This window comes from Streptomyces sp. NPDC087901 (genome assembly GCF_044742205.1).
Taxonomy (GTDB): domain Bacteria; phylum Actinomycetota; class Actinomycetes; order Streptomycetales; family Streptomycetaceae; genus Streptomyces.
Genome location: NZ_JBIUUC010000011.1, coordinates 207,953 through 232,616, shown reverse-complemented (window position 1 = coordinate 232,616; position 24,664 = coordinate 207,953). Strand labels below are relative to the sequence as shown.

23 protein-coding genes are annotated in these 24,664 nt (G+C 69.9%); 15 read left to right on the top strand and 8 right to left on the bottom strand.

The genetic code is table 11. The features are described 5' to 3' along the window. Positions 1-45: 45 nt before the first annotated feature. Genes ACIOEW_RS29620 through ACIOEW_RS29610 form a run of 3 tightly spaced genes read right to left on the bottom strand, consistent with a single transcriptional unit; the run spans position 46 to position 1,974 of the window. Positions 46-1,074 carry a DUF6895 family protein gene (locus tag ACIOEW_RS29620; protein ID WP_401967352.1) on the bottom strand — a complete coding sequence of 343 codons (1,029 nt, stop codon included), beginning with the start codon at positions 1,072-1,074 and terminating at the stop codon, positions 46-48. After that, the gene (locus tag ACIOEW_RS29615) at positions 1,071-1,787 is read right to left on the bottom strand and encodes a hypothetical protein (protein ID WP_401967350.1); all 717 of its coding nucleotides are present in this window, start codon (positions 1,785-1,787) and stop codon (positions 1,071-1,073) included. Before ACIOEW_RS29615 ends, ACIOEW_RS29620 begins: the two co-directional genes overlap by 4 nt. A 10-nt stretch (positions 1,788-1,797) precedes the next feature. Next, complete coding sequence (locus ACIOEW_RS29610) at positions 1,798-1,974, bottom strand: hypothetical protein (protein WP_350995886.1); 177 nt, start codon at positions 1,972-1,974, stop codon at positions 1,798-1,800. A 389-nt stretch (positions 1,975-2,363) separates the two neighbouring features. Between ACIOEW_RS29610 and ACIOEW_RS29605 the strand changes: the two genes are divergently transcribed. The 3 genes from ACIOEW_RS29605 to ACIOEW_RS29595 all read left to right on the top strand — a co-directional run bounded on the left by ACIOEW_RS29605 (position 2,364) and on the right by ACIOEW_RS29595 (position 5,801). After that, a complete protein-coding gene (locus ACIOEW_RS29605; RefSeq protein WP_401967349.1) occupies positions 2,364-2,891 on the top strand; it encodes a hypothetical protein in 528 nt (175 codons plus the stop codon). A 250-nt stretch (positions 2,892-3,141) separates the two neighbouring features. Beyond that, the gene (locus ACIOEW_RS29600) at positions 3,142-4,326 is read left to right on the top strand and encodes a PP2C family protein-serine/threonine phosphatase (RefSeq protein ID WP_401967347.1); all 1,185 of its coding nucleotides are present in this window, start codon (positions 3,142-3,144) and stop codon (positions 4,324-4,326) included. Positions 4,327-4,721: 395 nt separating this feature from the next. After that, positions 4,722-5,801, top strand: a complete 1,080-nt coding sequence (locus tag ACIOEW_RS29595; protein WP_401967344.1) for an NAD-dependent epimerase/dehydratase family protein — start codon at positions 4,722-4,724, stop codon at positions 5,799-5,801. Positions 5,802-5,804: 3 nt separating this feature from the next. Here ACIOEW_RS29595 and ACIOEW_RS29590 read toward each other — a convergent pair whose 3' ends face one another. Both ACIOEW_RS29590 and ACIOEW_RS29585 read right to left on the bottom strand, forming a co-directional pair. Then, entirely contained in the window at positions 5,805-6,911 is a 1,107-nt protein-coding gene (locus ACIOEW_RS29590; RefSeq protein WP_401967341.1) for a sensor histidine kinase, read from the bottom strand. Next, positions 6,908-7,753 carry a response regulator transcription factor gene (locus tag ACIOEW_RS29585; protein ID WP_401967435.1) on the bottom strand — a complete coding sequence of 282 codons (846 nt, stop codon included), beginning with the start codon at positions 7,751-7,753 and terminating at the stop codon, positions 6,908-6,910. Before ACIOEW_RS29585 ends, ACIOEW_RS29590 begins: the two co-directional genes overlap by 4 nt. A 288-nt stretch (positions 7,754-8,041) precedes the next feature. Between ACIOEW_RS29585 and ACIOEW_RS29580 the strand changes: the two genes are divergently transcribed. The 3 genes from ACIOEW_RS29580 to ACIOEW_RS29570 are packed head-to-tail and all read left to right on the top strand — an operon-like array spanning position 8,042 to position 10,241. Beyond that, on the top strand, positions 8,042-8,746 hold the full coding sequence (locus tag ACIOEW_RS29580; RefSeq protein WP_401967339.1) for a glycosyltransferase family 2 protein: 705 nt from the start codon (positions 8,042-8,044) through the stop codon (positions 8,744-8,746). Continuing rightward, positions 8,743-9,420 (top strand): DUF2064 domain-containing protein, encoded by a 678-nt coding sequence (locus tag ACIOEW_RS29575; RefSeq protein ID WP_401967337.1) that lies wholly within the window; start codon positions 8,743-8,745, stop codon positions 9,418-9,420. Before ACIOEW_RS29580 ends, ACIOEW_RS29575 begins: the two co-directional genes overlap by 4 nt. A 26-nt stretch (positions 9,421-9,446) precedes the next feature. Beyond that, complete coding sequence (locus ACIOEW_RS29570) at positions 9,447-10,241, top strand: class I SAM-dependent methyltransferase (protein WP_401967433.1); 795 nt, start codon at positions 9,447-9,449, stop codon at positions 10,239-10,241. Between the two features lie 325 nt (positions 10,242-10,566). On the opposite strand, the gene ACIOEW_RS29565 is transcribed toward ACIOEW_RS29570, so the two are convergent. After that, positions 10,567-11,877: a molybdopterin-dependent oxidoreductase gene (locus ACIOEW_RS29565; RefSeq protein ID WP_362554392.1), complete on the bottom strand. Its 1,311-nt coding sequence runs from the start codon at positions 11,875-11,877 to the stop codon at positions 10,567-10,569. A gap of 187 nt (positions 11,878-12,064) precedes the next feature. Between ACIOEW_RS29565 and ACIOEW_RS29560 the strand changes: the two genes are divergently transcribed. The 3 genes from ACIOEW_RS29560 to ACIOEW_RS29550 all read left to right on the top strand — a co-directional run bounded on the left by ACIOEW_RS29560 (position 12,065) and on the right by ACIOEW_RS29550 (position 16,494). After that, positions 12,065-13,459: a hypothetical protein gene (locus ACIOEW_RS29560; protein ID WP_401967336.1), complete on the top strand. Its 1,395-nt coding sequence runs from the start codon at positions 12,065-12,067 to the stop codon at positions 13,457-13,459. A 924-nt stretch (positions 13,460-14,383) separates the two neighbouring features. Continuing rightward, complete coding sequence (locus tag ACIOEW_RS29555; protein ID WP_362554396.1) at positions 14,384-15,406, top strand: glycoside hydrolase family 11 protein; 1,023 nt, start codon at positions 14,384-14,386, stop codon at positions 15,404-15,406. Between the two features lie 89 nt (positions 15,407-15,495). Further along, on the top strand, positions 15,496-16,494 hold the full coding sequence (locus ACIOEW_RS29550) for a polysaccharide deacetylase family protein (protein ID WP_401967334.1): 999 nt from the start codon (positions 15,496-15,498) through the stop codon (positions 16,492-16,494). Between the two features lie 265 nt (positions 16,495-16,759). On the opposite strand, the gene ACIOEW_RS29545 is transcribed toward ACIOEW_RS29550, so the two are convergent. Together ACIOEW_RS29545 and ACIOEW_RS29540 are read right to left on the bottom strand one after the other, a co-directional pair. After that, entirely contained in the window at positions 16,760-17,869 is a 1,110-nt protein-coding gene (locus tag ACIOEW_RS29545) for an FAD-dependent oxidoreductase (protein WP_401967332.1), read from the bottom strand. A gap of 14 nt (positions 17,870-17,883) precedes the next feature. Further along, positions 17,884-18,228, bottom strand: a complete 345-nt coding sequence (locus ACIOEW_RS29540) for an NAD(P)-binding protein (RefSeq protein ID WP_401967330.1) — start codon at positions 18,226-18,228, stop codon at positions 17,884-17,886. A 417-nt stretch (positions 18,229-18,645) separates the two neighbouring features. Here ACIOEW_RS29540 and ACIOEW_RS29535 point away from each other — a divergent pair, with 417 nt between their 5' ends. The 6 genes from ACIOEW_RS29535 to ACIOEW_RS29510 all read left to right on the top strand — a co-directional run bounded on the left by ACIOEW_RS29535 (position 18,646) and on the right by ACIOEW_RS29510 (position 24,620). Beyond that, positions 18,646-19,830, top strand: a complete 1,185-nt coding sequence (locus tag ACIOEW_RS29535) for an MFS transporter (RefSeq protein WP_401967328.1) — start codon at positions 18,646-18,648, stop codon at positions 19,828-19,830. A gap of 880 nt (positions 19,831-20,710) precedes the next feature. Further along, complete coding sequence (locus ACIOEW_RS29530) at positions 20,711-21,910, top strand: ATP-binding protein (protein ID WP_401967326.1); 1,200 nt, start codon at positions 20,711-20,713, stop codon at positions 21,908-21,910. After that, a complete protein-coding gene (locus tag ACIOEW_RS29525) occupies positions 21,907-22,305 on the top strand; it encodes a roadblock/LC7 domain-containing protein (RefSeq protein ID WP_362554407.1) in 399 nt (132 codons plus the stop codon). Before ACIOEW_RS29530 ends, ACIOEW_RS29525 begins: the two co-directional genes overlap by 4 nt. Further along, positions 22,302-22,697: a DUF742 domain-containing protein gene (locus ACIOEW_RS29520; RefSeq protein WP_362554409.1), complete on the top strand. Its 396-nt coding sequence runs from the start codon at positions 22,302-22,304 to the stop codon at positions 22,695-22,697. Before ACIOEW_RS29525 ends, ACIOEW_RS29520 begins: the two co-directional genes overlap by 4 nt. Then, entirely contained in the window at positions 22,672-23,277 is a 606-nt protein-coding gene (locus tag ACIOEW_RS29515; protein ID WP_326739823.1) for an ATP/GTP-binding protein, read from the top strand. Before ACIOEW_RS29520 ends, ACIOEW_RS29515 begins: the two co-directional genes overlap by 26 nt. Further along, the gene (locus ACIOEW_RS29510) at positions 23,274-24,620 is read left to right on the top strand and encodes a cytochrome P450 (RefSeq protein WP_401967323.1); all 1,347 of its coding nucleotides are present in this window, start codon (positions 23,274-23,276) and stop codon (positions 24,618-24,620) included. Before ACIOEW_RS29515 ends, ACIOEW_RS29510 begins: the two co-directional genes overlap by 4 nt. Positions 24,621-24,664: the final 44 nt, after the last annotated feature.

Here is a 24,664-nt window from a genome sequence, read left to right as displayed (position 1 = left end):
CAGCTCCCTTCGTGCGGCTGGTGCGGCATCTGAGGACGGTGCGGCTCATACGGCGGCCCCGGTGGCCTCTGCGGCTGCATCGGCCCGGTGCTCGGTGAGCCGCTTGAGGCACAGCGCGGCGGCGAACGCGGTGACCAGGGTGGAGTGGTAGCAGGCGAGGAACGGATACGGGTCAGGCTCCGTGCCCGGTCCCGGTCCCGCATCGTCCGGCGGGGCGGCCCGCACCGTGGAACCCGTCTCCGGCACCGCGCCGCTCGGGGCCTGCGCGGTGGCGAGCGCGGGCCAGGCCGCGTCCAGCAGGTCCGTGGGCGGCGGCCCCGGCAGGGCCGCGGCGACCGCGAGCAGTTCGCCGGTCAGGTCCCACTGCCGGCTCTCCAGACAGCCGTCGACCCAGGGCGGCAGCCAGGCCCGCAGATATGCGTCGATGTCGGCGGGCATCCGCTCGGGAACGCAGCACCAGTCAGTGATGTGGAAGACGGTGTGGGTCAGCGCGTAGCCGGAGGGACCCTCGAACATCCACGGTTCGGACAGCCCGCCGAGCCAGGTGCGGGCGAGGACCGAACCGGCGTCGGTGTGGAGGGGGTTGCCGATCCGCCGCTCCGAATTGATCAGCCCGAGCTCCCGGTTGGCCTGCTGCTCGGTGTGGGCCCAGCCCCTGGTCGCGGCGAGCGTCCCGGCCAGGCTCTCGAAGCCCTCGTTGCGCAGCCCGTATCCGGCGAAGGCGGCGTAGATCTCGTACGGGTACGCGGCGAACGGTTCGCCGCGCAGCAGCTCCAGCAACAGGTCGCCGGCGTGCACCTGTTCCCACGCGAACATGACGAGTTCCCCGGCCGTCCCGTGGTCCGGGGTGTCCGGGGCGGTGCTGCGGCGGATCGTGGTGCAGAGCTGGGCCAGTTCGCCAAGGGGTTTGAGTGTGCTGTTGACCTGGGTGTGCGGTTCCAGGACGTCCGGAGGGAGCACGAACCCCGCGCGGTGGGCGTCGGCCCAGCCGAGCGCCTGCCGCAGCACGCCGGGCAGGACGGACAGCGCCGCACCCTCCGTACCGCCGGGGGCGGTGGCCGCCGGTGCCGTCACCGCGCCCGCCCCTCTGCCATCAGCCGGGCGGCCCGTACGTGCAGTGCGACCCGGGGGTCCGTGCCGCCCATGAGCTCGACGAAGTCGAGTCCGCGGTCCAGGCCCAGCGTGTCGGGCCGGCCGTCCAGCCCGGCCAGCCAGCGGCCGGCACCCGCCGCCTGGAGCCAGTTGCGCCGCCGCACCGCGCGCACGAATCCCCGGGACAGATCCACGACCCGGTGGGCGGCGGCCCGGTGCACGGCCGACGAGGCGGCCGGCACGGCGAGCGGCGCCAGCACGGAGAGCTGATGGGTGAAGGCCTGCCAGGGGGCTCCTTCGAGCCACGCCGCATCCGGCTCACCGGTGCCGGGCCCGGCGGCGGGCAGCTGCCCGGGGGTGGTGGCCGGTGCCGTCCGGTGCAGGGCGGACCTCATGCCCCAGTGGCTCCAGGCCGTGGCGTCGGAGGCGTCGGGCCGGGGCGGGAACTCCCGCACGGCACGGTGGAGCACCGCGAGGTCTCCGGGATGCGGATGGTGGCCGTGCAGAACACTGGGCAACAGCAGATCGGCTCCGATGACGCGTACCGCGGCAATTCCTGTCCGGTTGTCCTCGTCAATTCCGGCCGCGCCGCACACCGTGGCGAGGTGGTCCCCGCTCCGAAGAGCGAGGACCACCTCTGTTGCCAGGTCATGCACGGCACCCGCGAGGGGGGACGAGGCATGTGACTGGTCCATGTGCTACCGACTAGCCCTTCTTCGGGCGCGGGGTCGGCGGCGAGAGCAGCAGTGCGGAGCCGCCTCCGAGGAGGGCGAGATACGCGCACTCGCGGGAGTCGCGGTAGAAGCCTTCGGCCTCGCCCGGGTTGAGCGCCGCGTCGAGGTCGATCTCGATGTCGGTGGCAGTGGATTCAGTGGTGTACATGGGTGTTGCCCCGTCCTGTGGGAAGTGGGGGTTGCCGTACGTTTTGAGTGAAATAGATGAAATGTAAGACCGCAAATCAGACGGGCCCGCAAAAGAATTTCCTCATTCAATTGAATAGCGAATTCGCACGACTCCCGTACCGCTTCGACCTGGGGAAACGCACCTTCCATTCACTCGAACGGTGAGTAGTGCGCGGGGCGCATCCAGCCGTTCCGGCGTGCACCTGGGGGTGTCACGGCATCGCCTTATTCACGGCATCACCTTCTTCACGGTGCGGGCACCACCGGCAAAGTCGCCCCTCATGCAGAAATACCGCCAGGCTTCGACAACGCACGCAGAACCGGAAGAGCGTCCCCCGAATCACTCGTGAGCTGCGGGAATGGGGCCCGGTGGTGAATCACAAACGGGTCGCAGGAGGCAGCAGCGCCTACCCGTACGCCGTGTTCACGGTGCCGGACGAGGACTCCGCGTACGAGCTGACCCAGATCCTGGAGAAGATCGACACGTCGGACCGGAACTGGCTGCGCTCGACCGCCGTCACGACCACGTGGAGCTTCCGCTCCCACCGGGAGCCGACCGTCTTCTCGCGCGACCTGCCGTTCCTCGCACCGGCGTACGACATGCCGGTGGCCGGTCTGAACACGCTGCCGGCGAAGAGCGGCATCAAGGTCGGCCTGTCGGTCGAGGGGCACGCCGGGTACACGCCGGGTGCGATCACGGCCGCCACGCTGTCGTACTCCTACGACGGCGGCGCCACCTGGGTGCAGGCTCCGGCCCAGCAGCGGAACGGTAAGTGGTCGGCCGTGCTCGACCACTCCGGCGCCACCGGCAAACAGGTCACCACCAGGGCCACCTTCACCGACGCCAACGGCAACGCGGTCACTCAGACCATCACCCGCGCCTACGACGTCCGGTAACCACACAGTCCGGCCGGCCGGCCTCCCCCCGCGGGGTGGCCGGCCGGCCGCTGTTCCGCTGCCCCGGAGCGGCGAGAGCAAGGGCTCGGGTGCAGTTGCGCCTCCGGGTCAGCTGAAAGGACGCATTTCAACGCGGGTCCGGCCAGCCTCCCTCCGGCATTTCAACCGGATTGCATCATGGGGGCCGCACGTCTCTTGCTGCGTGCGGCACCTGCGCCGCCTTGTCACACCGCCGCTGGAGGATGCTCGCATGTTCGGTTCGTTGCGAACTGCGCTGGGATCAGTGGAAGACCTCGCGGAAAGGGATGGCAGCACTTCCATCCGCACGCCCACCACGCGCGCTGTCGTCCTGGTGACCGTGGCAGTGACGGTGGTGACCATCGCCCTCGGCAAATTGACCGGAACGGCAGTGCTCCTGCTCGGACTGCTGGTGTTCCTCCCCGCGTTCGCCGCCGCGCTGTGCACTCCTCGCCAGACGGCACTGGTCTCCGTCTGGGTGAGCGTTCTCGTCATCATTCCCGTTGCCCTGTCCGGGGAGAATCTCGCCGACCGGGTGACCCTGGCTCTGTTCGCCCTCGGCTTCGGCGTACTGGCCGTCTACGGATCGCGGCTGCGCATCGCTCGCGAGATGGCTCTGGTCAGCCTGCGGTCGACCGCTGCCGCGATGCAGCGGCAGATCCTGCGGCCTCTGCCGCTGCTCACCGACGACGTTCTCGTGGATGGCGTGTACGAACCGGTGCAGCAGGACAAACTCGTCGGCGGCGACATCTACGACGTGGCGGCCACCCCCTGGGGCACCCGTGTGCTGATCGGCGACGTCCAGGGCAAGGGGCTCGCCGCCATCGGCATGGCCATCGAGGTGGTCGGGGCCTTCCGCGAAGCCGCTCACCGCGAACCGACGGTTACCGCCCTCATCGATTCGCTCGAGGCGGCGGTGGTCCGCCACAACGGCTACGCGCAACAGCGCGGCGAGCCGGAACGGTTCGTCACCGCCGTCGTCCTGGGAGTGGACTCCGGCGCCGAGACCCAACTCGTCAGCTGCGGCCACATCCCGCCCTACTTGCTGCACGACGGAGTCGTCGCGGCCGTCGGCGCGGGGACGGAGCATGCGCCGCTCGGCCTGGCGGACCTGGTGGACGAGCCGCGCACGGTGTCCTGGTTCACGTTCCCCGAAGGGGCGACGCTGCTGCTGTGCACCGACGGCCTGACCGAGGCCCGATCATCCGAAGGCACCTTCTACCCGCTGGAGGAACGCCTTACCGGCCGTAACGACATCACTGCGAGCCGGCTCACCCGATCACTCGTCGACGATGTACACGCCTACACCGCCGGCGCGCAGCAGGACGACTTGGCGGTCCTCGCCGTCCGCCGTTCCCCACACAGGAGCAGCAACGCATCGGCGCCCTCACACCCCGGCGCGGACCCGACAACGTGAGGCGCGCCCACTGCGGCCCCGCCTGTTCTCCGTTCCTGTTCACCCGTCCGGGCACCGCAGCAGCAGCTCAGCGATCCCGGTGACCGCGGGCGAGTTGGACTACCTGCCGGCGCAGCGCGCCCCCCGTCCCACTCCGCCTCCCGGCCACCCTCACCACGACTGCCTTCCCCCTGCGGCGGTCGTGGCCGGCACCGGAGCATCCACCAACCTCTACGCGGCCGCCGACACGCTCGTCCTCTCCGCCGCCGGGTCCTGAGGGTCGGACGGCGCCGCAGCACTGGTCACCGACCCTGCGCGTCGCTGACGCGGCAGGTCCCTGACACATCGCTTACGGTCCCGTGACATGCCGAGTCGTCAGTGCACGACTCGACGTCGGGCGGCCTACCGTGGTGGTCATGCGTGTACTGGTCACCGGCGGCGCCGGGTTCATCGGTTCGGAGATCGTGCGGACACTCGTTTCGGCCGGGCACGAGGCGGTGGTGCTCGACGCCCTGCTCCCCTCGGCCCACGGCCGTGTCCCCGCCCCGCCGCCCGGCGGTGACAGCGGGCTCATCGTGGCGGACGTGCGGGACCGCGAGGCGGTGGACCGTGCGCTGCGGGGCATCGACGCGGTGTGTCATCAGGCGGCGATGGTCGGACTCGGCAAGGACTTCGCGGACGCGCCGGACTACGTGGGGTGCAATGACCTCGGGACGGCCGTACTGCTCGCCGCGATGGCCGGGGCGGGGGTGCGGAGCCTGGTGATCGCGGGCTCGATGGTGGTGTACGGGGAGGGCCGGTACGACTGCCGTCGGCACGGTCAGGTCCGGCCGGGACCGCGCGCGGAGGACGATCTGGCCGCGGGCCGGTTCGAGCCCCGCTGCCCCTCCTGCGACACGGAGTTGCTACCCGGTCTCGTCGGTGAGGACGCGCCGGTGGACCCGCGCAACGTGTATGCGACGACCAAGCTCGCCCAGGAACACCTCGCCTCCTCGTGGGCGCGGGCGACGGGCGGGCGCGCGGTGTCGCTGCGCTACCACAACGTGTACGGACCGGGCATGCCGCGCGACACCCCATACGCCGGGGTCGCCTCCTTCTTCCGTTCCGCTCTGGCCCGTGGCGAGTCGCCCCGCGTCTTCGAGGACGGCGGCCAGCGCCGGGACTTCATCCATGTATGGGACGTCGCCGCCGCGAACGCGGTGGCGCTGGAGGCGGTCACGGAAGGCGGGCCGGGCAGCTTCGTCGCGTACAACACCGGAAGCGGGCAGCCGCACACCATCGGTGAGATGGCCGCGGCCCTGGCCTCGGCCCACGGGGGCCCAGCCCCGGTCGTCACCGGTGAGTACCGGCTGGGGGACGTACGTCATGTGACGGCGGACTCGCGGCGGCTGCGCGAGGAACTGGGCTGGAAGCCGGAGATGGGCTTCGCCACGGGGATGGCTCGGTTCGCGGCGGAGCCGCTGCGGGAGGCGGCCACCGTCGGGCTCTCCACCTGAGGCTCACACGACCGGCAGCGTCACCTCGAAGCAGCAGCCGCCGGTGACGTTGCGGACCTCCGCACGGCCGGCGTGTGCTTCGACGATGCCGCGCACGATGGCGAGTCCGAGTCCCGCCCCGGCCGGGGGCGTACGGGCATGGGTGCCGCGCCAGCCGGTGTCGAAGACCCGGGACAAGTCCTCCTCCGGGATGCCGCCGCAGCCATCGGTCACCGAGAGCACCACCCCGTCGTCCGCGCGGTGCGCGGTCACCGCGACGGTGCCGTCGGCGGGGGTGCGGCGGATCGCGTTGATCAGGAGGTTGCCCAGGACCCGGCTCATCTCCTTGCCGTCGACCTCGACGGGCACCGCCTCGATCCGGTCCCCGACCAGCCGGACTCCGAGCTCACGGGCCAGCGGCCCCGCACCGGCGAGCGCGTCGCCCACCAGGTCGTAGACGGAGATTCGGGTAGGGGTGAGGACGAGCGAGCCGGCATGGATGCGGGACAGCTCGAAGAGGTCGCCGACCATGTCGCTCATCCGCTCCACCTCGGTCCGTATCTGCCGCAGATAGCGCTGCGAGTCGACGGCCATGCCGTCCTCCAGCGCCTCGGACATGGCTCGCAGACCGGCGAGCGGGGTCCGCAGGTCGTGCGAGATCCAGGCGACGAGCTCACGCCGCGAGGTCTCCAGTGCGCGCTCCCGTTCACGTGACGTGTCGAGCTTGGCGCTGGTGGCGGCCAGTTCGCGGGTGAGTGCGGCGAGTTCGGCGGTGGCCGGGGCCTCCGGGGCCGCGAAGGTGCCGCCGTCGCCGAAGGAACGGGCAGCGAGGGTCAGATCTCGGCTCCTCGCCGCCACCCAGCGGCCGAGCAGCATCGCGGTGACGAGGGAGACGACGGCGGCCATGGCGACGACGGTGGTGACCACGGTGAGGTCGTGCGGCGACAGGAACATCGCCCAGGCGACGGCCAGGGTGCCGGCGAGCATCGCGGTGACCGCCACGGCGGCGACGACGGTCAGTGAGACGACGAGCGAACGATGGCGGAAGAGCCGCAGCGCGAGCGCGCCGAGCAGCCCGGCCGCGGCGGCGCCGAGGAAGGCGAAGAGGGCGATGAGCAGGATGTCGGTCATGACGCCGCTCCGCCCCCGCAGCCACCGGGGGCTACAGGGCCTGGAGCTGACGGGCCGAGGGCTGGTCGGCCGGAGCCGGCTACGCCCGTGGCCGACGGGTCCGTTGCGCCGGCGTCGGGCCCGGGTTCCGGTGGGGCGGCGGCGCCCCTGCCCGGGGGCAGGTCAAGCCGGTAGCCGACGCCCCAGACCGTACGGATCAGCTCCGGGCTTGCCGGATCTGCCTCCACCTTCCCGCGCAGTCGGCGGACGTGGACGGTCACGGTCGACAGGTCCCCGAAGTCCCAGCCCCAGACCCCGCGCATCAGCTCCTCCCGGGTGAAGACGCGGCCCGGGTGGCGCAGGAAGAAAGCGAGGAGGTCGAACTCCCGCAGGGTGAGGGACAGTGCCCGGTCCCCGGACGTCGCGCGTCTGGCCGCGGGGTCGAGGACGAGGCCCGCGCCTTCGAGCAGGGCCGAAGGGCCGGACGGGGCCGCGGCCGCCCTGGCGCGGCGCAGCACGGAGTCGACCCGCAGGACGAGTTCGCGAGGGCTGAACGGTTTGGTGACGTAGTCGTCCGCGCCTGTTTCCAGGCCGAGGATGCGGTCCTCCTCGTCCCCGCGCGCGGTGAGCATGATGACGGGCACCGGTCCGTGAGCCCGCATGCGGCGGCAGACCTCGAATCCGTCCATGCCGGGCAGCATCAGGTCCAGGACGGCGAGGTCCGGGCGCCGGGCGGCCAACAGGTCCAGCGCGGCCGGTCCGTCGGCCGCCCGGGCCACCTCATATCCGGCACTCGTCAGGTATCCGGTGACCACCTCCGCGACAGTGGGGTCGTCGTCCACGACGAGTACGTGGCCGCGGATAGAGGTTTCGGGCGCGGTTCTGCCTGCCGGCGGTGCGCTCCGTGTTTTCGTGGTCGCACAGGACGGTCTGATTCCGCTTCCCGGGCGGCTGCCGTCACGCGCCGGGCAGGCGAGAGGCGTCCCGTCGGCGGGGCTGCGCGGTGCGGGATCCGGGGTCAGCTGCATGCCACCACCTTGGCACCTGCCGGGGCGGAGCGCGGACGCCCCTGTGCCACCAGCTGGCGACGTCCATATTTCGTAAGAATCCGGTACCCGATTTGCCGGTTTCCGCTCCGTAGGGTGAGCTGCGTGATTCCTCCTTCCGATACTTTCGGCCCCCGCGCCGATGTCGTCCTGCCTTGTCTGGACGAGGCTGCTGCCCTGCCCGCGGTGCTGGCCTCGGTCCCCCGCGGCTGGCGGGCGATCGTCGTGGACAACGGCTCGAGCGACGGCTCGGCCGAGCTGGCCCAGTCCCTCGGCGCGACGGTGGTGCGCGAACCGCGTCGCGGCTTCGGCGCAGCCTGCCACGCGGGGCTGCTCGCCTCCGAGGCGGAGTTCGTCTGCTTCTGTGACTGCGACGGCTCGCTTGATCCCGGGCTTCTGCCGGATTTCGTCCGCCGGATTGCCGAGGGCGAGAGCGACCTGCTGCTCGGCAGACGCCGTCCCCTGGAGCGGGGCGCCTGGCCGCTGCACGCCCGGGCCGGCAACGCGGTGCTTGCCCGGATGCTGCGCCGCCGCACCGGGCTGCGGCTGCATGACCTCGGGCCGATGCGGGCCGCGCGCCGGGCCGATCTGCTGGGGCTCGGTCTCACCGACCGGCGCAGCGGATATCCGCTGCAGATGGTGGTGCGCGCGGCCGACATGGGACTGCGTGTCACCGAGACGGACGTCCCGTACCTCGCTCGGACGGGAAAGTCGAAGGTCACCGGCACCTGGCTGGGCACCTGGCACGCGGTGCGCGATATGCGGGCCGTGCTGGGTGAGGTACCGGTCCCGGTGGGGGTCTCCCGATGAATTCATCCGTGCCCGGCTCCGTATGCGCAGCCCCGGCCGGAGTGACGACCCTGCTGGTCATCGCGAAGGAGCCACTGCCCGGCCGGGTCAAGACCCGGCTCACTCCGCCCTTCTCCCCCACCGAGGCCGCGTGCCTCGCCGAGGCGTCGCTCGCCGACACCCTGCATACCGTCCGCACGCTGCCGGCCGCGCGGCGCGTGGTCGTCCTGGACGGGAGGCCCGGCCGCTGGCTGCCGCCCGGCATCGATGTGGTGGAGCAGTGCGCGGGGGGTCTCGACGAGCGTCTCGCCGCCGCGTTCGGCTCCTGCACCGGGCCGGCCCTCCTGATCGGGATGGACACGCCGCAGGTCACGGCGGCCGATCTGGCCGCCGCTCTCTCCCCCACTGCCTGGGACGGCTGCGACGCGTGGTTCGGCCCGGCCGAGGACGGCGGATTCTGGGCGCTGGGCCTGGCCGCACCCGACCCCGGACTCCTGCGCGGCGTCCCGATGTCCGTCCCCGAGACCGGTGCCGTGCAGCGCCGCCGACTGGTCGAGGCGGGACTGGCGGTCCGGGATCTTCCCCGGCTACGGGACGTGGACACAGCGGCCGACGCCGCGCACGTCGCCGCACTCGCACCGGACGGGCGGTTCGCCACCGCACTCGCCAGGCTGTCCCATGCGGCGATCCGATGACCCCCACGGGCCGGGACCGCGGCACGATGAACCCGCCGCGCCCGGACGTCACGTCATGGACCACCGACTCATGGGGCACCGACCCGTACGCCATCGCCCTGCGTCAAGGCCACGGGCCGCTCTTCCTCCGCCGCACGGACGGCTGGCTGCTGCCGCTGGATGTCGAGCGCTGGTGCGCCGGCGCGGACACCGCGGATCTGTCGGCGCTGCACCGCTGCGAGGGCCCCGTCCTGGACATCGGATGCGGGCCCGGGAGGCTGGTCGCCGCACTGGCGGCTCGCGGCCACCGCGCACTCGGGATCGATGTCAGCGAGGCCGCAGTCGACCGCACCCTGCTGCTCGGCGGTTCCGCACTGCACCGCTCGGTCTTCGAACCACTGCCGGACGAGGGGCGTTGGGGCACCGTCCTGCTCATCGACGGCAACATCGGCATCGGCGGCGACCCGCCCAGCCTGCTGCGGCGCTCGGCGGACCTTCTCGCTCCCGGCGGGCTGCTCATCGTGGAAACCGCCCCGCAGGACATCGACGAGCGGGTGCGTGTGCAGCTGGACGACGGACGCGCCTCAGCGTCCGGGCCGGCGCCTGCAGCCGCCTTCCCCTGGTCCCGGCTCGGCACTGCCGCACTGCTCAGGTATGCCCGCCCCGAGGGCCTGCACTCCGTCGATCAGTGGGACACGGACGGCCGTGCCTTCGTCTCCCTGCGGCGCATCCGGGCGGTCCGGACCACCAGCCAGGCCCCGGAGACCAGGAACAGTGCGGCCGTGATCAGCAGCCAGTTCCCGAGGAAGACATCGGGGGACAGTCCGCTGGCCGGCTCGTAACGCTCGGTCTGCCGGGTGATCAGCGGGAACCACACGAGCAGCAGCAGTCCGGAGAGGAACACCGGCACCCTCACGTGGTTCACCAGGCCGGAGCGCCGGCCGACGGACCGGCACAGCAGCCGGTCCGCGGACGCGTAGACCGGAACCAGCACCAGATCGTGCACGAGTCCGGCGCCGACGAACCACACGACCACGCCGAAGGTGTCACCCGCCAGGAGCCGCACGCCCGCATAGCCCGCCAGGGCGAAGGAGGAGGCCATCAGCAGGAAGTGCAGCGGCCCCTCCCCGTACCAACGCCGAATGACGGCCCACGGGTCATACCTGTTCACGGTGCTCCAAAGGTCAGCCGGGACACCCATTTGGTGTTGAGTACGCCAGGGGCCGCCGGGATGATGATGCGTGCCGGATATCCGTGATCGAGTGTCAGCTCCTCCCCGTTGACGGCGAGAGCCAGCAGGGAACGCGGATCGCGTACCTGGTTGTCGCGCAGCGCGACCCGGCGGAACGGCCCACGGCGCTGAACCGACTCCACGAGCAGCCCGGGCGCACCGTCCGGGTACCCGGCGAGTGCAGCCAGATCCCTCAGCCGTACCCCGCGCCACCACTGGTCCGATGTTGACCAGCCCTCCACGCACGCGATCGGAAGCGCCGCGCTGTGCTGGTCCATGGCCAGCAACTGCCCCCGGGTGAACCGGAGCTCGCCGGCCGGCCCGCTGACGGTGAGCCACCACCCCTCCCCCGTTTCGGCCGGGGTGATGCCCACCGCGGCGGCCGTCTTGTTGATCTGGAAGCCGTTGGGCCCCGAGCCAGGCTCGGCGGCGCCGTGCGGAGTGAGGACGGCGAGACGCCGCAGCGGTCCGTCGAAACTCCGTCCTGCCGAGGTGATCAGCAGGAGCAGCGAACCGGCGCCCACCATGGTCAGCGCCCCGCGGCGGGTCAGCGTCGGCGGAGAAGGGGCGGGGGACTCCAGCGAGTCGCCCGCAACACTCTCGTTCAGCCCTCCCGAGCGCAGCACCCGTACGGCCTGCGGCACCCGGAGCCCCGCGTGGGCGAGAAAGGCGGCGAAGAACACCCACGCCCCGTAGAAGTGGAGCGGGTAGAAGGAGCCCGGGAACAGGTACTCCAGCTGGATGTTGAGCAGCCCGGTGACGAACTCGAACAACGCCCCGCCTACCAGGAGGAGCAGTGAGATCCGCTCCAGCGCGTGCCCGACGGAGCGGACCGGCGGCAGCGCGAAGAGCTTCGGCACGACCGACCAGAGCTTGGCCAGCAGGACCGGGACGAGCACGATACCGAGCGTGACATGGAGCCCCTGTGTGAGCCGGTACAGCCAGTGCGGCCCGGTCGGCCAGGCGAAGAGGTAGAAGCCCAGCAGCCCTTTGTCAGGCGTTTTGTCGTTGACCGGGTTCAGTTCCGGGTTGTAGGCGGCGTACGAGAGCAGGCCGGTCACGAACAGCACGGTGATACCGGCGAGCAGGACGACACCGAGCACCGCGGTGAACCGCACGCCGCGCACCGGGCTGCGCCAGAACCCCGGCGCGGAGGGCAGGCGGTCGGTGATCGTGGTCGCGCGTCCGGCGAGGAGGCGGGAGAGGAACGCGGGTGGGGTCGGACTCTTCCGACGGCTGTCGCCCATGCCCCGGACGCTATGCCGGGAGTGGAGGGGGCGGGCGGTTGCGACTCCTGACGAAACGATGACGTCACCCCGGTGAGCGCGCAGGCGGGTCGGCACCGGCCGTTTCTGACGCTCCGGAATCTGACAGTTCGGTGACGCGCCCCGCCACACGGCGCCCCTGCCGCCCCGTCCTGCGTACGGTGCCGGTGTGAAGACAGTGGACCGCACTGAACAATCCGCCGAACGGCTCCCCGCGCAGCGTTCCGGGAACCCCCGCGATCTGGCCGCCGCCGTGGCGGGCCTCCTGCTGGTCGCCGCTGCCGTGCTCATCGGCCGGGCCTTCGACGACTCCGCCCGCGTCCTCGTGGTCCACTGGCCGCCGCTGCTCGCGTCCTGGTACCCGCACGTCGGCCCCGGCACCTGGGCCGCACCCGTCGTCGCCGCAGCCGTCATTGCCTACGGTCCCGTCCTCGCCGACCGGCTGCGCTGGCGTCAGCTGCTCCTCAGCTGCTACACCGCCTCGCTCGCCTGGGTCTTCTCGCTCGCGCTGATCGACGGCTGGGGCCGCGGGATTGCCGAGCGGCTCACCACGAAGCACGAGTACCTGCGCGTCATCGGCCGCTTCGACGACATCGGTGCCGCCCTGCGCGGATTCAACGACCACATCCTGGTCGGCCCACCGGGCAACTGGCCGGCTCATGTCGCCGGACACCCGCCGGGGTCCACTCTGACCTTCGTCCTACTGGACCGCATCGGGCTGGGCGGCGGCGCCTGGGCCGGGGTCTGGTGCATCGTGACCGGCGCCTCCGCCGCAGTGGCCGTCCTGATCGCCGTCCGCACTCTTGCGGACGAATACACCGCCCGCCGCGCCGCGCCGTTCGTCGTCCTCGCCCCGGTCGCGATCTGGGCAGGCACCTCGGCGGACGGGTACTTCACCGCGGTCGCCGCCTGGTCCGTCACCCTGCTGTCCCTGGCTGCGACCCGCACGGTCCGCAGCCCCGCGGTCACCGCACTGGCCGCCGGCCTCCTCTTCGGGCTGACCTGCTACCTCAGCTACGGTCTGACACTCATCGCGCTCCCGCTCCTCGCCGTCCTCGTGCTCGCCCGCACCGCCCGGCCGCTCCCCCTCTTCGCACTAGGGGCTCTGGTGGTGCCGGTGGTATTCACGCTCGCGGGCTTCAACTGGTGGGAGGCGTACAGGCTGCTCGTCGAGCGCTACCACCAGGGTGCGGGCGGTATCCGTCCCTACTCCTACTGGGTCTGGGCCAACCTCGCCTGCACCGCGATCGCCGTCGGACCGGCAACACTCGCGGGCCTGCGCCGAGCCGCGGCAGGCGCCCCCGGAACGGTACGCACCTTCCGCACGGGGACCACCTCTCCCTTGCAGCATCTGGTCCTGCTCGTGTCGGCGGCGTTGCTGGCCCTGCTGGCGGCCGATCTGTCGGGGATGAGCAAGGCGGAGACGGAACGGATCTGGCAGCCGTTCATGCTCTGGCTCCTCCCTGCAGCCGCGCTCCTGCCCACGCGCGGCCGCCGAGGCTGGCTGGCAGCTCAGGCGGTGGTCGCCCTGGCGGTCGGCCACCTGCTCTGGACCGGCTGGTAGACCGGGGCCTGACCGAGATTCGGCCGGCGAGGACCGGGCAGCGTCGGTATATCGCCGCGTCTGACCGATGGAACGCCAGGCCCACCTCGCCGCCGGATCCCTCGTCGTCTCCGGCCTCGCCGCGGGCGTCCACCGGCGCCCCGCCCACCGCGTGTCCGTCGCCGTCCCGAGAGAGGTCGCAAGGGCTGCCGGTCCGGAACCACCCTGACGCCCACCGCACCCGCGTCACCCAGTCCCGGCACGCAGCAGCGAGGCTGACCTGACACCTCATCGGAGTGGTCGTCAATTGAGCGTCACGGAGGCTTCGCACCCATCCGCGCGAAGCCCGGAGCACCGCATCCATGACCGGCACGAGGCGCGGGAAACAGCAGGTCAGCAGCGCCGCCCAACCTCTCGATGCGTTTCACCCGGGCAGTTGCCGCCGCCTCCTCGCCGACCCGAACCACGCCTGCCCGCAGACGACCGCAGGCAGCGTCGCCGCGACCCCGGCGCCAACGACGGCACCAACGCGCGCGAGTTGTTCGCCGAAACGGCGGGCACCCCTGGGCACCCCTGGGCACCCCTGGGCACCCCTGGGCACGGCACGGGATTCGAGCAATCTCGAAAGTTTCGGAGTTGCCCATATGCAGAATGAATCATCCGCCTCGTCGCGACCGGCCTGCGCCAGTTTCCATACTCTCGATATTGCGTATGAACCTGGGAAAATGACTCCAAGGGCACTCCTCCGTCGAGACCGAAGGTTTCGCAATACTTGCCGAAACTATTGACAGTTGTCGGGGGCAGATCAAGACTCCGTGATCGGGCCGGACAACGATCGCCGACTGCCGCGTGAGCCCAACCGTGCGGTAGCGCCCCAGCGTTGAGGTGAGTCGGCAGGGACCGTCCGGCATCACCCGTACGTCACAGCCCCTGGAGGACACCGCCATGAGCGCACCCGTGCCATCACCGCGCAGACGCCGACCCGGCCGCTTCATGACCCTGCTGAGAAGCTCCTGGGCGATCGCCCTGGCCGCGGTCGCCGTGCTGTTGCTGCCCAACGCCGCCAGCGCCGACACCGTCATCAACTCCAACCAGACCGGCACCAACAATGGTTACTACTACTCGCACTGGAGCGATGGCGGCGGCTCGGTGTCGATGACGCTGGGCTCGGGCGGCAACTACGGCTACCAGTGGAGCAACGTCGGCAACTTCGTCGGCGGCAAGGGGTGGAGCACCGGGGGACGCAAGTCCGTGAACTACTCCGGCAGTTTCAACCCGTCGGGCAACGCCTATCTCGCGCTCTACGGCTGGACCACCAACCCACTGGTCGAGTACTACGTCGTCGAGAACTTCGGCACGTATCGCCCCACCGGCACGTTCAAGGGCACGGTCACCAGCGACGGAGGCACCTACGACATCTATGAGACGACCCGGGTGAACCAGCCCTCGATCGAGGGCACCAAGACCTTCAAGCAGTACTGGAGCGTCCGCCAGTCGAAGCGGACGGGGGGCACCATCACCACGGGCAACCACTTCGACGCCTGGTCGAGCCACGGCATGAGCATGGGTTCCTTCAACTACATGATCATGGCGACCGAGGGCTACCAGAGCAGCGGCAGCTCCAACATCACCGTCAGCGAGGGCAGTTCCGGCGGCGGCACGGGCGGTGGCGGAACGGGTGGCGGTACCGGCGGAGGCTCGGGCGGCTGCACCGCGACGCTCTCCGCCGGAGACAAGTGGAGCGATCGCTACAACCTGAACGTCTCCGTCTCCGGCTCCGGCAACTGGACCGTCACCATGAAGGTCCCCTCGCCCGAGAAGGTGCTGTCCACCTGGAATGTGAGCACCAGCTACCCGGACAGCCAGACCCTCGTGGCCAAGTCCAACGGCAGCGGAAACAACTGGGGAGCCACCATCCAGACCAACGGCTCCTGGACCTGGCCCACGGTCACCTGCAGCGCCGGTTGATCCCACCGGGTCCGCAGTGCCCCTCCCCTTCACCACGCGTCCGGCCGCGCTTTCGGCGTGGCCGGACCTCCGCCACCAGGAGGACCCCCATGCATCTCCTTCCCCGCCGTCGCCCGGCCACCCTGGCCGCCGGTCTGGCTCTCGCCGCGACGGCCTCCCTGGGCCTGACCGCCACGGCCGCCGCTCCCGCACAGGCCGTCACCTGCAACGGCTACGTGGGCCTCACCTTCGACGACGGCCCGTCCAACGACCACACCCCCGCCCTGCTCAACGCTCTCCAGCAGAACGGCCTGCGGGCCACCATGTTCAACGAGGGGCAGTACGCCGCCTCCGCCCCGAGCCAGGTACAGGCCCAGATCAATGCCGGCATGTGGGTCGGCAACCACAGCTACACACACCCGCATCTCATCCAGAAGAGCCAGGCCGAGATCGACTCGGAGGTCTCCCGGACCCAGCAGGCCATCGCCAACGCTGGCGGAGGCACGCCGAAGCTGTTCCGGCCGCCGTACGGCGAGACCAACTCCACCCTCAAGGCCGTCGAGGCCAAGTACGGACTGACGGAGGTGATCTGGGACGTCGACTCGCAGGACTGGAACGGTGCCAGTAGCGACGCGATCGTGCAGGCCGTCGGACGACTCACCAACGGTCAGGTCATCCTGATGCACGAGTGGCCGGCCAACACACTCGCCGCGATCCCGCGCATCGCTCAGTCGCTCGCATCCCGCGGCCTCTGCTCAGGGATGATCTCGCCGCAGACCGGACGGGCCGTCGCACCCGACGGCAGCGCCGGCGGAGGCGGCACCGGTGGAGGCGGGGGCACCGGCGGCTGCACCGCGACGCTCTCCGCCGGGCAGCAGTGGAGCGACCGCTACAACCTCAACGTCGCCGTCACCGGCGCCGGCAACTGGACCGTCACCATGAACGTCCCGGCCCCCGAGAAGATCCTCTCCACCTGGAACGTCAGCACCGCCTACCCCGGCGCCCAGGTCCTGACCGCGAAGCCCAACGGCAGCGGAAACACCTGGGGGGTGACGATTCAGACCAACGGATCCTGGACCTGGCCGACGGTGTCGTGCACCACGGGCTGACCATCTGAGGGGAATGGAACCGTTCCCAGGCACGGTTCTGCGGCGAGGTCTGCGGGCGAGGGGCATGGTGAAAGGGAGATTCGGAACCTGTCCTTCGCCCGGTCGGGCTGCACACGCCCGAACGTCTTGCTGCTCGTTGCGGCACGTCAGTGCGGTCGCGTCCTCCGCCGCGCGGCGCCGCTCCGACCTGCCACTTCAGCCTCCTCGTGCCCGTATCCACGCAGTGAGGTGGTGGCACAGGAGCTCGGGCTTCCCGCTCCCTCCTTCATTCCGTCGCACGCGATCGCTGTCGCGAGAGGCCCGCGTAGCGGTGTGCGACCCCTCCGGGGAGCAGGTATTCGGCCAGCAGATTGCGGGCGCGGTGAGACGGTAAGCCCATGTCGTGCAGGAGTTCGTCCGCGCAGTGGATGTCGTAGGGCCCGAAGTCATAGCCGCCGGAGCCCGGCAGTACCCGCTCCTGCCAGGCCATCCGGGCGTCGATGGCCTCGCACATCTCCTGCTCGCTCGGGGCAGTGCTCAGCGTGGCCCGGAAATGGCGGGTCAGCCAGTGCGCGGTGAGTTCCACGCCCATGATGTTGTTGAAGACCTGCCGGAATCCGACGAACGCCAGCCGGTCGGCGCCGGGTGGCACGATGCCCCGGTAGAGCCTCAGTCGCCCCGCGGAATCATGCACGCGTACGGACGGATGCAGGAACGGGAACACTTTGTGGTGCCCTGTGGCGAACACGAGCACGTCCGCGGGCAGTTCCTCGCCGGTCGCCAGGAGCAGCCCCGCGGCGGTGTACGCCTCGACGGCGCTGATCCTGGGGGTGATCGAGCCGCGGCGGACAGCCCGCGCGTAGCCGCGTGGCATCACTCCCGCGTGGGTCAGGTGGAAGGGAAGCGCGTGGGTGGGCCGCAGCTCCCTCGGCAGCCGGTACAGCCCGGTGGAGATGAGCATGTCACGGGTGACGAGCCACCACAGTGCCCTTTTGACCCGCTTGTCGATGCGGTCGACCGGACGGATGCAGGCCGAGTCGTGGTACCGGGGCAGGAGCGCCTCACCGAGCCGGGTGAACAGGATCCACTTGTAGCCGACCATTCCGAGCAGAAGCCGCTCGGGGATCATCCAGTTCACCTTGCGCTGCACGATCGTGGCCGAAGCCGCCTCACGCGCGGCACGGGTGACCAGGTCCAACGCGGACTTGCCGCCGCCCACGACGACCACGCGCCGGCCGGCGAACATCCCGGCCCGCACCTCGTTGGAATGCAGTACGGTCCCACGGAACGACTCACGCCCAGGCAGCTCGGGCACCCGGGCATGATGATGAGCCCCGCTGGCGACCACTACGTAGTCGAATGCTTCGCGCTGAACCCTTGCCGACTTGTCCCCCACCGGACGGGAGTCGATCAACCAGCCGGAGGCGCCCACCCGTCCGGGCCTCTCCGCGGGCGGACGGAGACCACCTCGGTGCCGGGCCGGACGCGGTCCAGCACCCCAAAGGTCCTGGCGTAGTTCTCCAGGTAGCGTTGCGTTTCCACCGCACCGGCGAAGTGCAGGCTGTTGGGCAGATCAGCGAATTCGAAGATGCGGAACGCGGACTGATTGGCCAGCCCGTCGTAGCAGCCTTCTACTGACCAGATTCCGCCGACCTGCGGGTACTTGTCGAAGACCGTGACGTCGAACCCATTTTCCAGCAGCACCTTGGCGGTGGCGATCCCTCCGGGGCCGGCCCCGACAACACACGCTCTCATCAGCTGCCACTCCCCTGGGCGATCGGCGCAGCCAGCTCGCTCATCTTCCCGGATGAGGCCCCCCTTGCCCATCCCCCGGCCAGGTGGACCGCGGACACCCTTCACCCACGACGGTTCTCCGCCCCTCCTTCGGGAGTACCTCCAACCCGGCGAGAGGGATGGCTACTCGGTACAGACGGACGAGAGACGGGGGCGAGCAGCTGAGACACACGTGAGGTCGTCGGCTCGGCCGCCACGACCGACGACGTCACCAAGGCCCTCATCGACGCGCTGCGGCTCGGCACCTCCCGGCCCCGGCACGTCACGTTTCCGGGCAGCCTGCTGTCTCCGTTACGCACCGGGCCGGGAGCATAGGGTCGGCCTCGGCCGCAGCGTGCGCGTCCGGCGGAGCAGAGGCTCGACCCAAAAGGGGTATGTGTGAACATCGTTGTGCAACGCGGCGCGATCGCTGCGGTGCAGGTGCTCGGCCTAGCTGTGTGGTTCTCCATGTCGGCGGTGGTGCCCAGCCTCCGGACCGACTGGGGACTCACGGCCGGCGGTGCGGTATGGCTGACGGCCTCCGTACAGATCGGTTTCGTCGCCGGGGCCGTGGCCTCGGCCGCCACGAATCTGGCCGACCGCGTCCCGCCGCAGCGTCTGCTCGCCGCCAGCGCTGCGGCAGCCGCCGTCTGCACCGTGGTGCTGGCCCTCGTCGCCGACCGGCTGGCCGTCGCCATCCCGCTGCGCTTCATGACCGGGATGTTCCTGGCCGGGGTCTACCCCACCGGCATGAAGCTGATGGTCTCCTGGTCCGGCAGTGCCGGACGGGGCAGGACCATGGGCGTCCTCATCGCCGCCCTCACCCTTGGCTCCGCGCTTCCTCATCTGATCGCCGGGGTGGGATCACTGCGCTGGCGTGACGTTCTGCTCGCCGCCGCGGCGGCCGGCTTCGTGGGTTCCGCCATCGCTCTGCTCTGTGTCCGGCCCGGCCCCTACGCGGCGACCTCCGCTCCTGCCCGCAATCCCAGGTACGCGCTGACCATGTTCACCGAGCGCGGGCCGCGGCTGGCCAACCTCGGCTACTTCGGGCACATGTGGGAGCTCTACGCGCTGTGGACGTGGATCCCGTCCTTCCTGCTGGCGACGCCTGCCGCAAAAAGCCTTCCTGGCTCGGTGGAGATCACCGTGTTCCTCACCATGGGACTCGGCGGAGCCGCCGGCTGCCTGCTCGGCGGCTGGGGCGCGGACCGCTTCGGCCGCCCGCCCGCCGCCATGGCAGCTCTTCTTCTCAGTGGTCTGTGCTGCCTGGTCTCCCCCTTCTTCTTCCACTCCTCCTCGCTGCTTCTGTTCGCCTTCTGCATGCTGTGGGGTGCGGCCGTGATCGCGGACTCGGGGGTGTTCTCGACATCACTGAGCGAGGTCGCCGACCACCGCTACATCGGAACGGCCCTCACCGCCCAGACCGCAATCGGATTCGCCCTGACGGTCATCACCATCCAGCTCACCCCTCTGCTGGCCGAGGCCGTCGGCTGGCGCCACGCCTTCCTCCTCCTGGCGCCCGGCCCGCTGGCGGGCGCCGTCGCGATGCGGGCGTTCGGCAGGTACTCGACCGGGAAACCTTGATCGCTGCACCGAATCGGGGAAGGCAGGCTGTGTTGCCCGCACCTCCGCCGAACCTTGCGCACAGCAACTGACCCCGCAGGGTCAGTCATCCTTCTTCACGGGCTCCAGAATCGCCACGCACTCCACGTGGTGCGTCATCACAGAACACGTGGAACAAAAGCATGTGGAAGTTGCCGCAGGTCAGCGGCCTACGTGTAACAGTCCGGATAAATTGCCAGGTTCCCGGCATCCTCACCTGGATCGAGGGCGCCCGTCGCTTCCTCGCCACCCGAGACCCCAGCAGCACGCGCGACAACCTCGCCGGCCCCGCCCGCGCCCGCATGGCCACCACGAACTACGCCGCCACCGAAGACCACGTCGGCCGATTTCTCACCGACACGTGCACTGGCGGCAAGGAAGCCCAGATCGTGAGACTGCGGTCACCTGTCCTGAGTCGCAGCTCGCGTCGCTGTCCGTAGCCCGCTCTCGAATCGGCCATCTTGTGCCCTGGGAACGCTTACTGGTCGGATGGCACTCGCCCTGCTCTGTATCGCCGCGTCAGCCCGCTACAAGGCGAGATGCGCCGCAGAGCTGCAAGAACCCAGGTGCCACACGACTGAGCAGCATGGTGCGCGCTCCGCCACTGTGGGCCTCCACCTCGCAGGCACACCTTCCTCACTGACATGAACATGCATTTCTCGCCAACGGGGCAACGACGTGGCGGACTTGACAGAGCCTCATGATCGTCTGGTGATAAGCTCGCGTGCACATGCCACGTGAGCTTTCGCCTTGGCATGGCTACAGCCAGGGGGGCTCTCCGGGCGGTGACGTCTGCCCACAGCCGAGGGTCCGCTTGGACAGATTTCGAGAGCTGGACTACAGCCGCTCAATAGAGAGTCACATGACGAATTTTTGGCAGGATCCGACAGTCTGGGCGCTTGCCGTCGGCGTCGCTGTCGCCGCCACGGTAATCACTCGCCAGCGAAAAACGATCAAGGCACTACGCCGTCAAAAGCTGGGCCTTCAGGGTGAGCTGACCGCATCGCAGGGCAGGGCCGCCGACCTCGAGTCCACCGTCACCGAGCTGCGCAGCGGCTACGACGAGGTGGTCCGCCAGGCCAAGGAAGAGGCGGAGGAGGCCACAAACACCGTACTGAAGTCGGCCATGCGGACCCTTCAAGGCCTCGCCGCGGAGCAGCAGCGGGCCATCTCCGGGCTGCAGAAGAAGTACGGCGACTCGGCCCTGTTGCGAGACATGCTGGACATCGACCACATGAACTCGCAATTCAACCGGCGTGCACAGTCCATTGCTGTGCTGTGCGGCGGGTGGCTTGGCCGGCAGCGGGAGGCTGCATCGGTCTATGACGTGATCCGCGGAGCGCAGGGCCGTATCCGGCACTACCAGCGCATCGAAATCGCCTCACGGGTCGATTTCGCGGTGACCAGCCGTGCCGTCGAACCGATCGCGCTGACGGTGGCCGAGCTGCTCGACAACGCGTCCAGCTATTCCGATCCGTCCACCATGGTCGAGGTCGAGGTGCGGACGGTGCCCCGGGGCATCTGCATCGTGATCGACGACGCCGGTGTCGGCATGAGCGAGGAAGAACGGACGAACGCCACCACTCTGCTGTCCAGCGGGTCTGCGGTGAGCGTTTCGGAGCTCGGCAACCCTCCCGCGTTCGGTTTCGCGGTGATCGGTGCCCTGTGTGCGCGGTTCGGGTTCACGGTCGCCATCGACAGCACCTCTCCCTACGGCGGCGTTCGCGCAGTGGTGATGGTGCCGAAGGAGTTGTTGACCGAGATGCCCGAGCCCAAGACGCCCACTACCACGCAAGAAGTCAATGCCGCTGCCGCGAGCCGCGGTTCGGCTCCTGCGGCGACGGAGGGCGGGCTGCCCCGGCGACGGAACAAGCGCGGCATGGCGCTCGTGCCGGACGGCGGCCGCAGGTCTGATGAAGCGCCGCCGGCCCGGTCAGCAGAGGCACGGGTGGCGGCCATGGGTGCGTTTCAGCGCGGCACTCTCAGCGGCCGAGGTGCGGGGGTACCGGCCGCCGAAGGTGATAGCACTGCCGATTCACACGAAGGATTCGATGCCCCGTGAGCGACGAACTGTCCTGGATGCTTGAGGACGCGCTGCAGATTCCGCATGCTCTCCACGCGGTCCTGATTTCTGGCGACGGCCTCCAGATGTCCCGTACCGCGGAGATTGACAGGGGCGATGCCGACAAGGTGGCCGCCGCCGTCTCCGGCCTGCAGTCGCTCAGCCGGGCTGTCAGCTTCTTCTGCGGTGAGCACGGAGCGAACTGGCGCCAGACCCTCATCGAGTTCGACGGGGGCTGGGTGTTCCTGAACGCTGCGGGCGGCGGCAGCTACCTTGCCGTGGCGGCGTCGGCCGAGGTCGACATGCAGGACATCACGTACCGAATGCAGCAGCTGGTCAGCCGGCTGGGCAAGGCGATGTCGACCGGCCTTCGCGGCGACACGGTCACCTCATGACGGAACCCGGCCGTCCCGAGCCCGAGCCCGAGTTCGTGTCCGAGGCCGGAGAATTAGTCCGGCCCTACGTCATCACCCGTGGCCGTGACCTGCCCGATGAGGGCGAGTTCGCCCTCATCACTCTCGTTACGACGGCAAACGACGAGCAGCAACGCCCCCAGCGGCTCTCGCCCGAGGAGCAGCAGATCCTGGAGATGTGCCTTATTGGCTACCTCTCGGTCGCTGAGATATCCGCGCACTCCCAGCTGCCGCTCGGGGTGGTCAGGGTGCTGCTCAGTTCCCTCGCCGAGGGGGGCTATCTCGTGACCCGGGCGCCGGTGCCCTCGGCCCGTCCCACCAACAAGGCCTTGCTTAAGGAGGTGCTCGATGGCCTCAAGGCTCTCCCTGTCTGAGGATGCCTACGTGCCCAGCGGCGCACAGCAGACTGCAGTGAAAATCCTGGTCGTCGGGCATTTCGCCGTCGGCAAGACCACCCTGATCGGCTCACTTTCCGAGATCACGCCGTTGTCCACCGAGGAGCGGATGACGACGCTCTCGGAGCGCGTCGACGACCTCAAAGGGGTTCAGGGAAAGACCACCACCACCGTCGCCCTGGACTTTGGCCGGCTGACGCTGAGCGAGCGCATCGTTCTGTATCTGTTCGGCTCCCCCGGACAGCAGCGCTTCGTGAGTCTGTGGGACGACACGGCCCGCGGAGCGCTGGGCGCCCTGGTCCTGGTGGACCCCGAGCGCCTGGCCGACTCCTTCGACATCATGGATCTGGTCGAGAGCTACGGCCTCGATTTCGCCGTGGCCATCAATCACTTCGACGGCAGTACGGTCCACACCCCGGAGGAAGTCCGGGAGGCACTCGACCTGCTGCCCGACACCCCCGTCGTCACCATCGACGCACGCGACGAGAAGTCGTCCGTCGACGCCCTGATCACCTTGGTCCGCTATCTGCACGAGCGCGCCGACCTGGAGCACGCATGACAACCCCCTCTGTACCTCCGCCCGGCTGCCCCGCACACGGCAGCGGGCAGCGCATACCGCTGGACAGCGCGGAGTTCGCTGCCAATCCGCACGCCTACTACCGCTACATGCGCGAGCTCGGCCCCACCGCTCCGGTCACCATCGCCCCCGGCGTGGAGGCGACGCTGGTGACCGATTACAACGCGGCTCTGGAACTGCTGCAGGATTCGACGACCTTTCGCAAGGACTCACGCCGCTGGCGTGCACTGTCTGAGGGCTGCATCCGCCCCGACAGCCCGGTCCTGCCGCTGCTGGGCTACCGGCCGAACGCGATGTTCACCGACGGCGCCGAGCATGTGCGGCTGCGGCAGGCCATCACCGACTCCTTCGCCCGCGTCAGCAACAAGCGGCTCAGCCGGATCGTCAGCCAGGCAGCCCAGTTCCTGATCAACCAGTTCAGCGCCCGCGGCAGCGCCGACCTGCTCCGCGACTACGCCCAGCAGCTCCCGCTGTACGTGTTCAACGAGCTGTTCGGCTGCCCGGCAGAGATCGGCGACCGGGTGCTGTTCGGCATCTCCGGCATGTTCGACGGAGTCAACGCCGAGGCGGCCAGCCAGGTCCTGCTCGGAGCGGTCAGCGAGCTGGTGGCGCTCAAGCGCGCCCAGCCCGGGGAGGACGTCACGTCCTACCTGATGCAGCATCCGGCGCAGCTGAACGACGAGGAACTGGCGCACACGCTGGTGTTGCTCCTCGGTGCGGGCGGCGAGCCGGAGGGCAACCTGATCGGCAACGCTTTCTACACGATGCTGACCAACGAGGAGTTCGCGCGCCTGGGGCAGTTCGACAAGGCTGTGGACGACACTCTGTGGCGCAATGCGCCGATGTCCAACTATGCGCCCCATTACCCGGTGGTCGACACGGACGTGGCCGGCGACAAGGTGCGCGCCGGTGACCTGGTGCTGGTGTCCTTCGGCGCCGCCAACACGGCGCTCGCGGACCGCGGTGCCGACACCCGCGGTCACCTCGCCTGGAGCGCGGGCCCGCACGCCTGCCCGTCGAAGGAGCCGGCCAGGCTGATCGCCCTGACGGGCCTGGAGACGCTGTTCAACGCCCTGCCCGACGTTGAACTCGCCGTCCCCGCGGACAGCCTCGCCTGGCGGCCCGGCCCCTTCAACCGGGCCCTGGCCTCCCTGCCCGTCCGGTTCAGCGCAGTCACCCCGCGCGCCGCGGCCGCACCGGAGCCGACGGCCGAGCCCCGCTACCAGGCACCCCCCGTCGCGGCCGCACCCGCGCCCGCGGCGCCGCAGCCCACCGGCAAAGCGGGGCGCTGGAGCAGCTTCATGAACTGGCTGACGGGCCAGTAGCCCACACCCCCTGTGATGCATGTGACACAGGCAGTTGACGCAGC

What these genes read in the sequence shown, in the direction of transcription:
- ACIOEW_RS29570 (WP_401967433.1), top strand. Translation starts at nt 9,447, where the DNA reads ATGAACCCGCCGCGCCCGGACGTCACGTCATGGACCACCGACTCATGG.
- ACIOEW_RS29510 (WP_401967323.1), top strand. Translation starts at nt 23,274, where the DNA reads ATGACAACCCCCTCTGTACCTCCGCCCGGCTGCCCCGCACACGGCAGC.
- ACIOEW_RS29555 (WP_362554396.1), top strand. Translation starts at nt 14,384, where the DNA reads ATGAGCGCACCCGTGCCATCACCGCGCAGACGCCGACCCGGCCGCTTC.
- ACIOEW_RS29600 (WP_401967347.1), top strand. Translation starts at nt 3,142, where the DNA reads ATGTTCGGTTCGTTGCGAACTGCGCTGGGATCAGTGGAAGACCTCGCG.
- ACIOEW_RS29565 (WP_362554392.1), bottom strand. Translation starts at nt 11,877, where the DNA reads ATGGGCGACAGCCGTCGGAAGAGTCCGACCCCACCCGCGTTCCTCTCC.
- ACIOEW_RS29610 (WP_350995886.1), bottom strand. Translation starts at nt 1,974, where the DNA reads ATGTACACCACTGAATCCACTGCCACCGACATCGAGATCGACCTCGAC.
- ACIOEW_RS29550 (WP_401967334.1), top strand. Translation starts at nt 15,496, where the DNA reads ATGCATCTCCTTCCCCGCCGTCGCCCGGCCACCCTGGCCGCCGGTCTG.
- ACIOEW_RS29590 (WP_401967341.1), bottom strand. Translation starts at nt 6,911, where the DNA reads ATGACCGACATCCTGCTCATCGCCCTCTTCGCCTTCCTCGGCGCCGCC.
- ACIOEW_RS29540 (WP_401967330.1), bottom strand. Translation starts at nt 18,228, where the DNA reads ATGAGAGCGTGTGTTGTCGGGGCCGGCCCCGGAGGGATCGCCACCGCC.
- ACIOEW_RS29595 (WP_401967344.1), top strand. Translation starts at nt 4,722, where the DNA reads ATGCGTGTACTGGTCACCGGCGGCGCCGGGTTCATCGGTTCGGAGATC.
- ACIOEW_RS29520 (WP_362554409.1), top strand. Translation starts at nt 22,302, where the DNA reads ATGACGGAACCCGGCCGTCCCGAGCCCGAGCCCGAGTTCGTGTCCGAG.
- ACIOEW_RS29515 (WP_326739823.1), top strand. Translation starts at nt 22,672, where the DNA reads ATGGCCTCAAGGCTCTCCCTGTCTGAGGATGCCTACGTGCCCAGCGGC.
- ACIOEW_RS29530 (WP_401967326.1), top strand. Translation starts at nt 20,711, where the DNA reads ATGACGAATTTTTGGCAGGATCCGACAGTCTGGGCGCTTGCCGTCGGC.
- ACIOEW_RS29615 (WP_401967350.1), bottom strand. Translation starts at nt 1,787, where the DNA reads ATGGACCAGTCACATGCCTCGTCCCCCCTCGCGGGTGCCGTGCATGAC.
- ACIOEW_RS29575 (WP_401967337.1), top strand. Translation starts at nt 8,743, where the DNA reads ATGAATTCATCCGTGCCCGGCTCCGTATGCGCAGCCCCGGCCGGAGTG.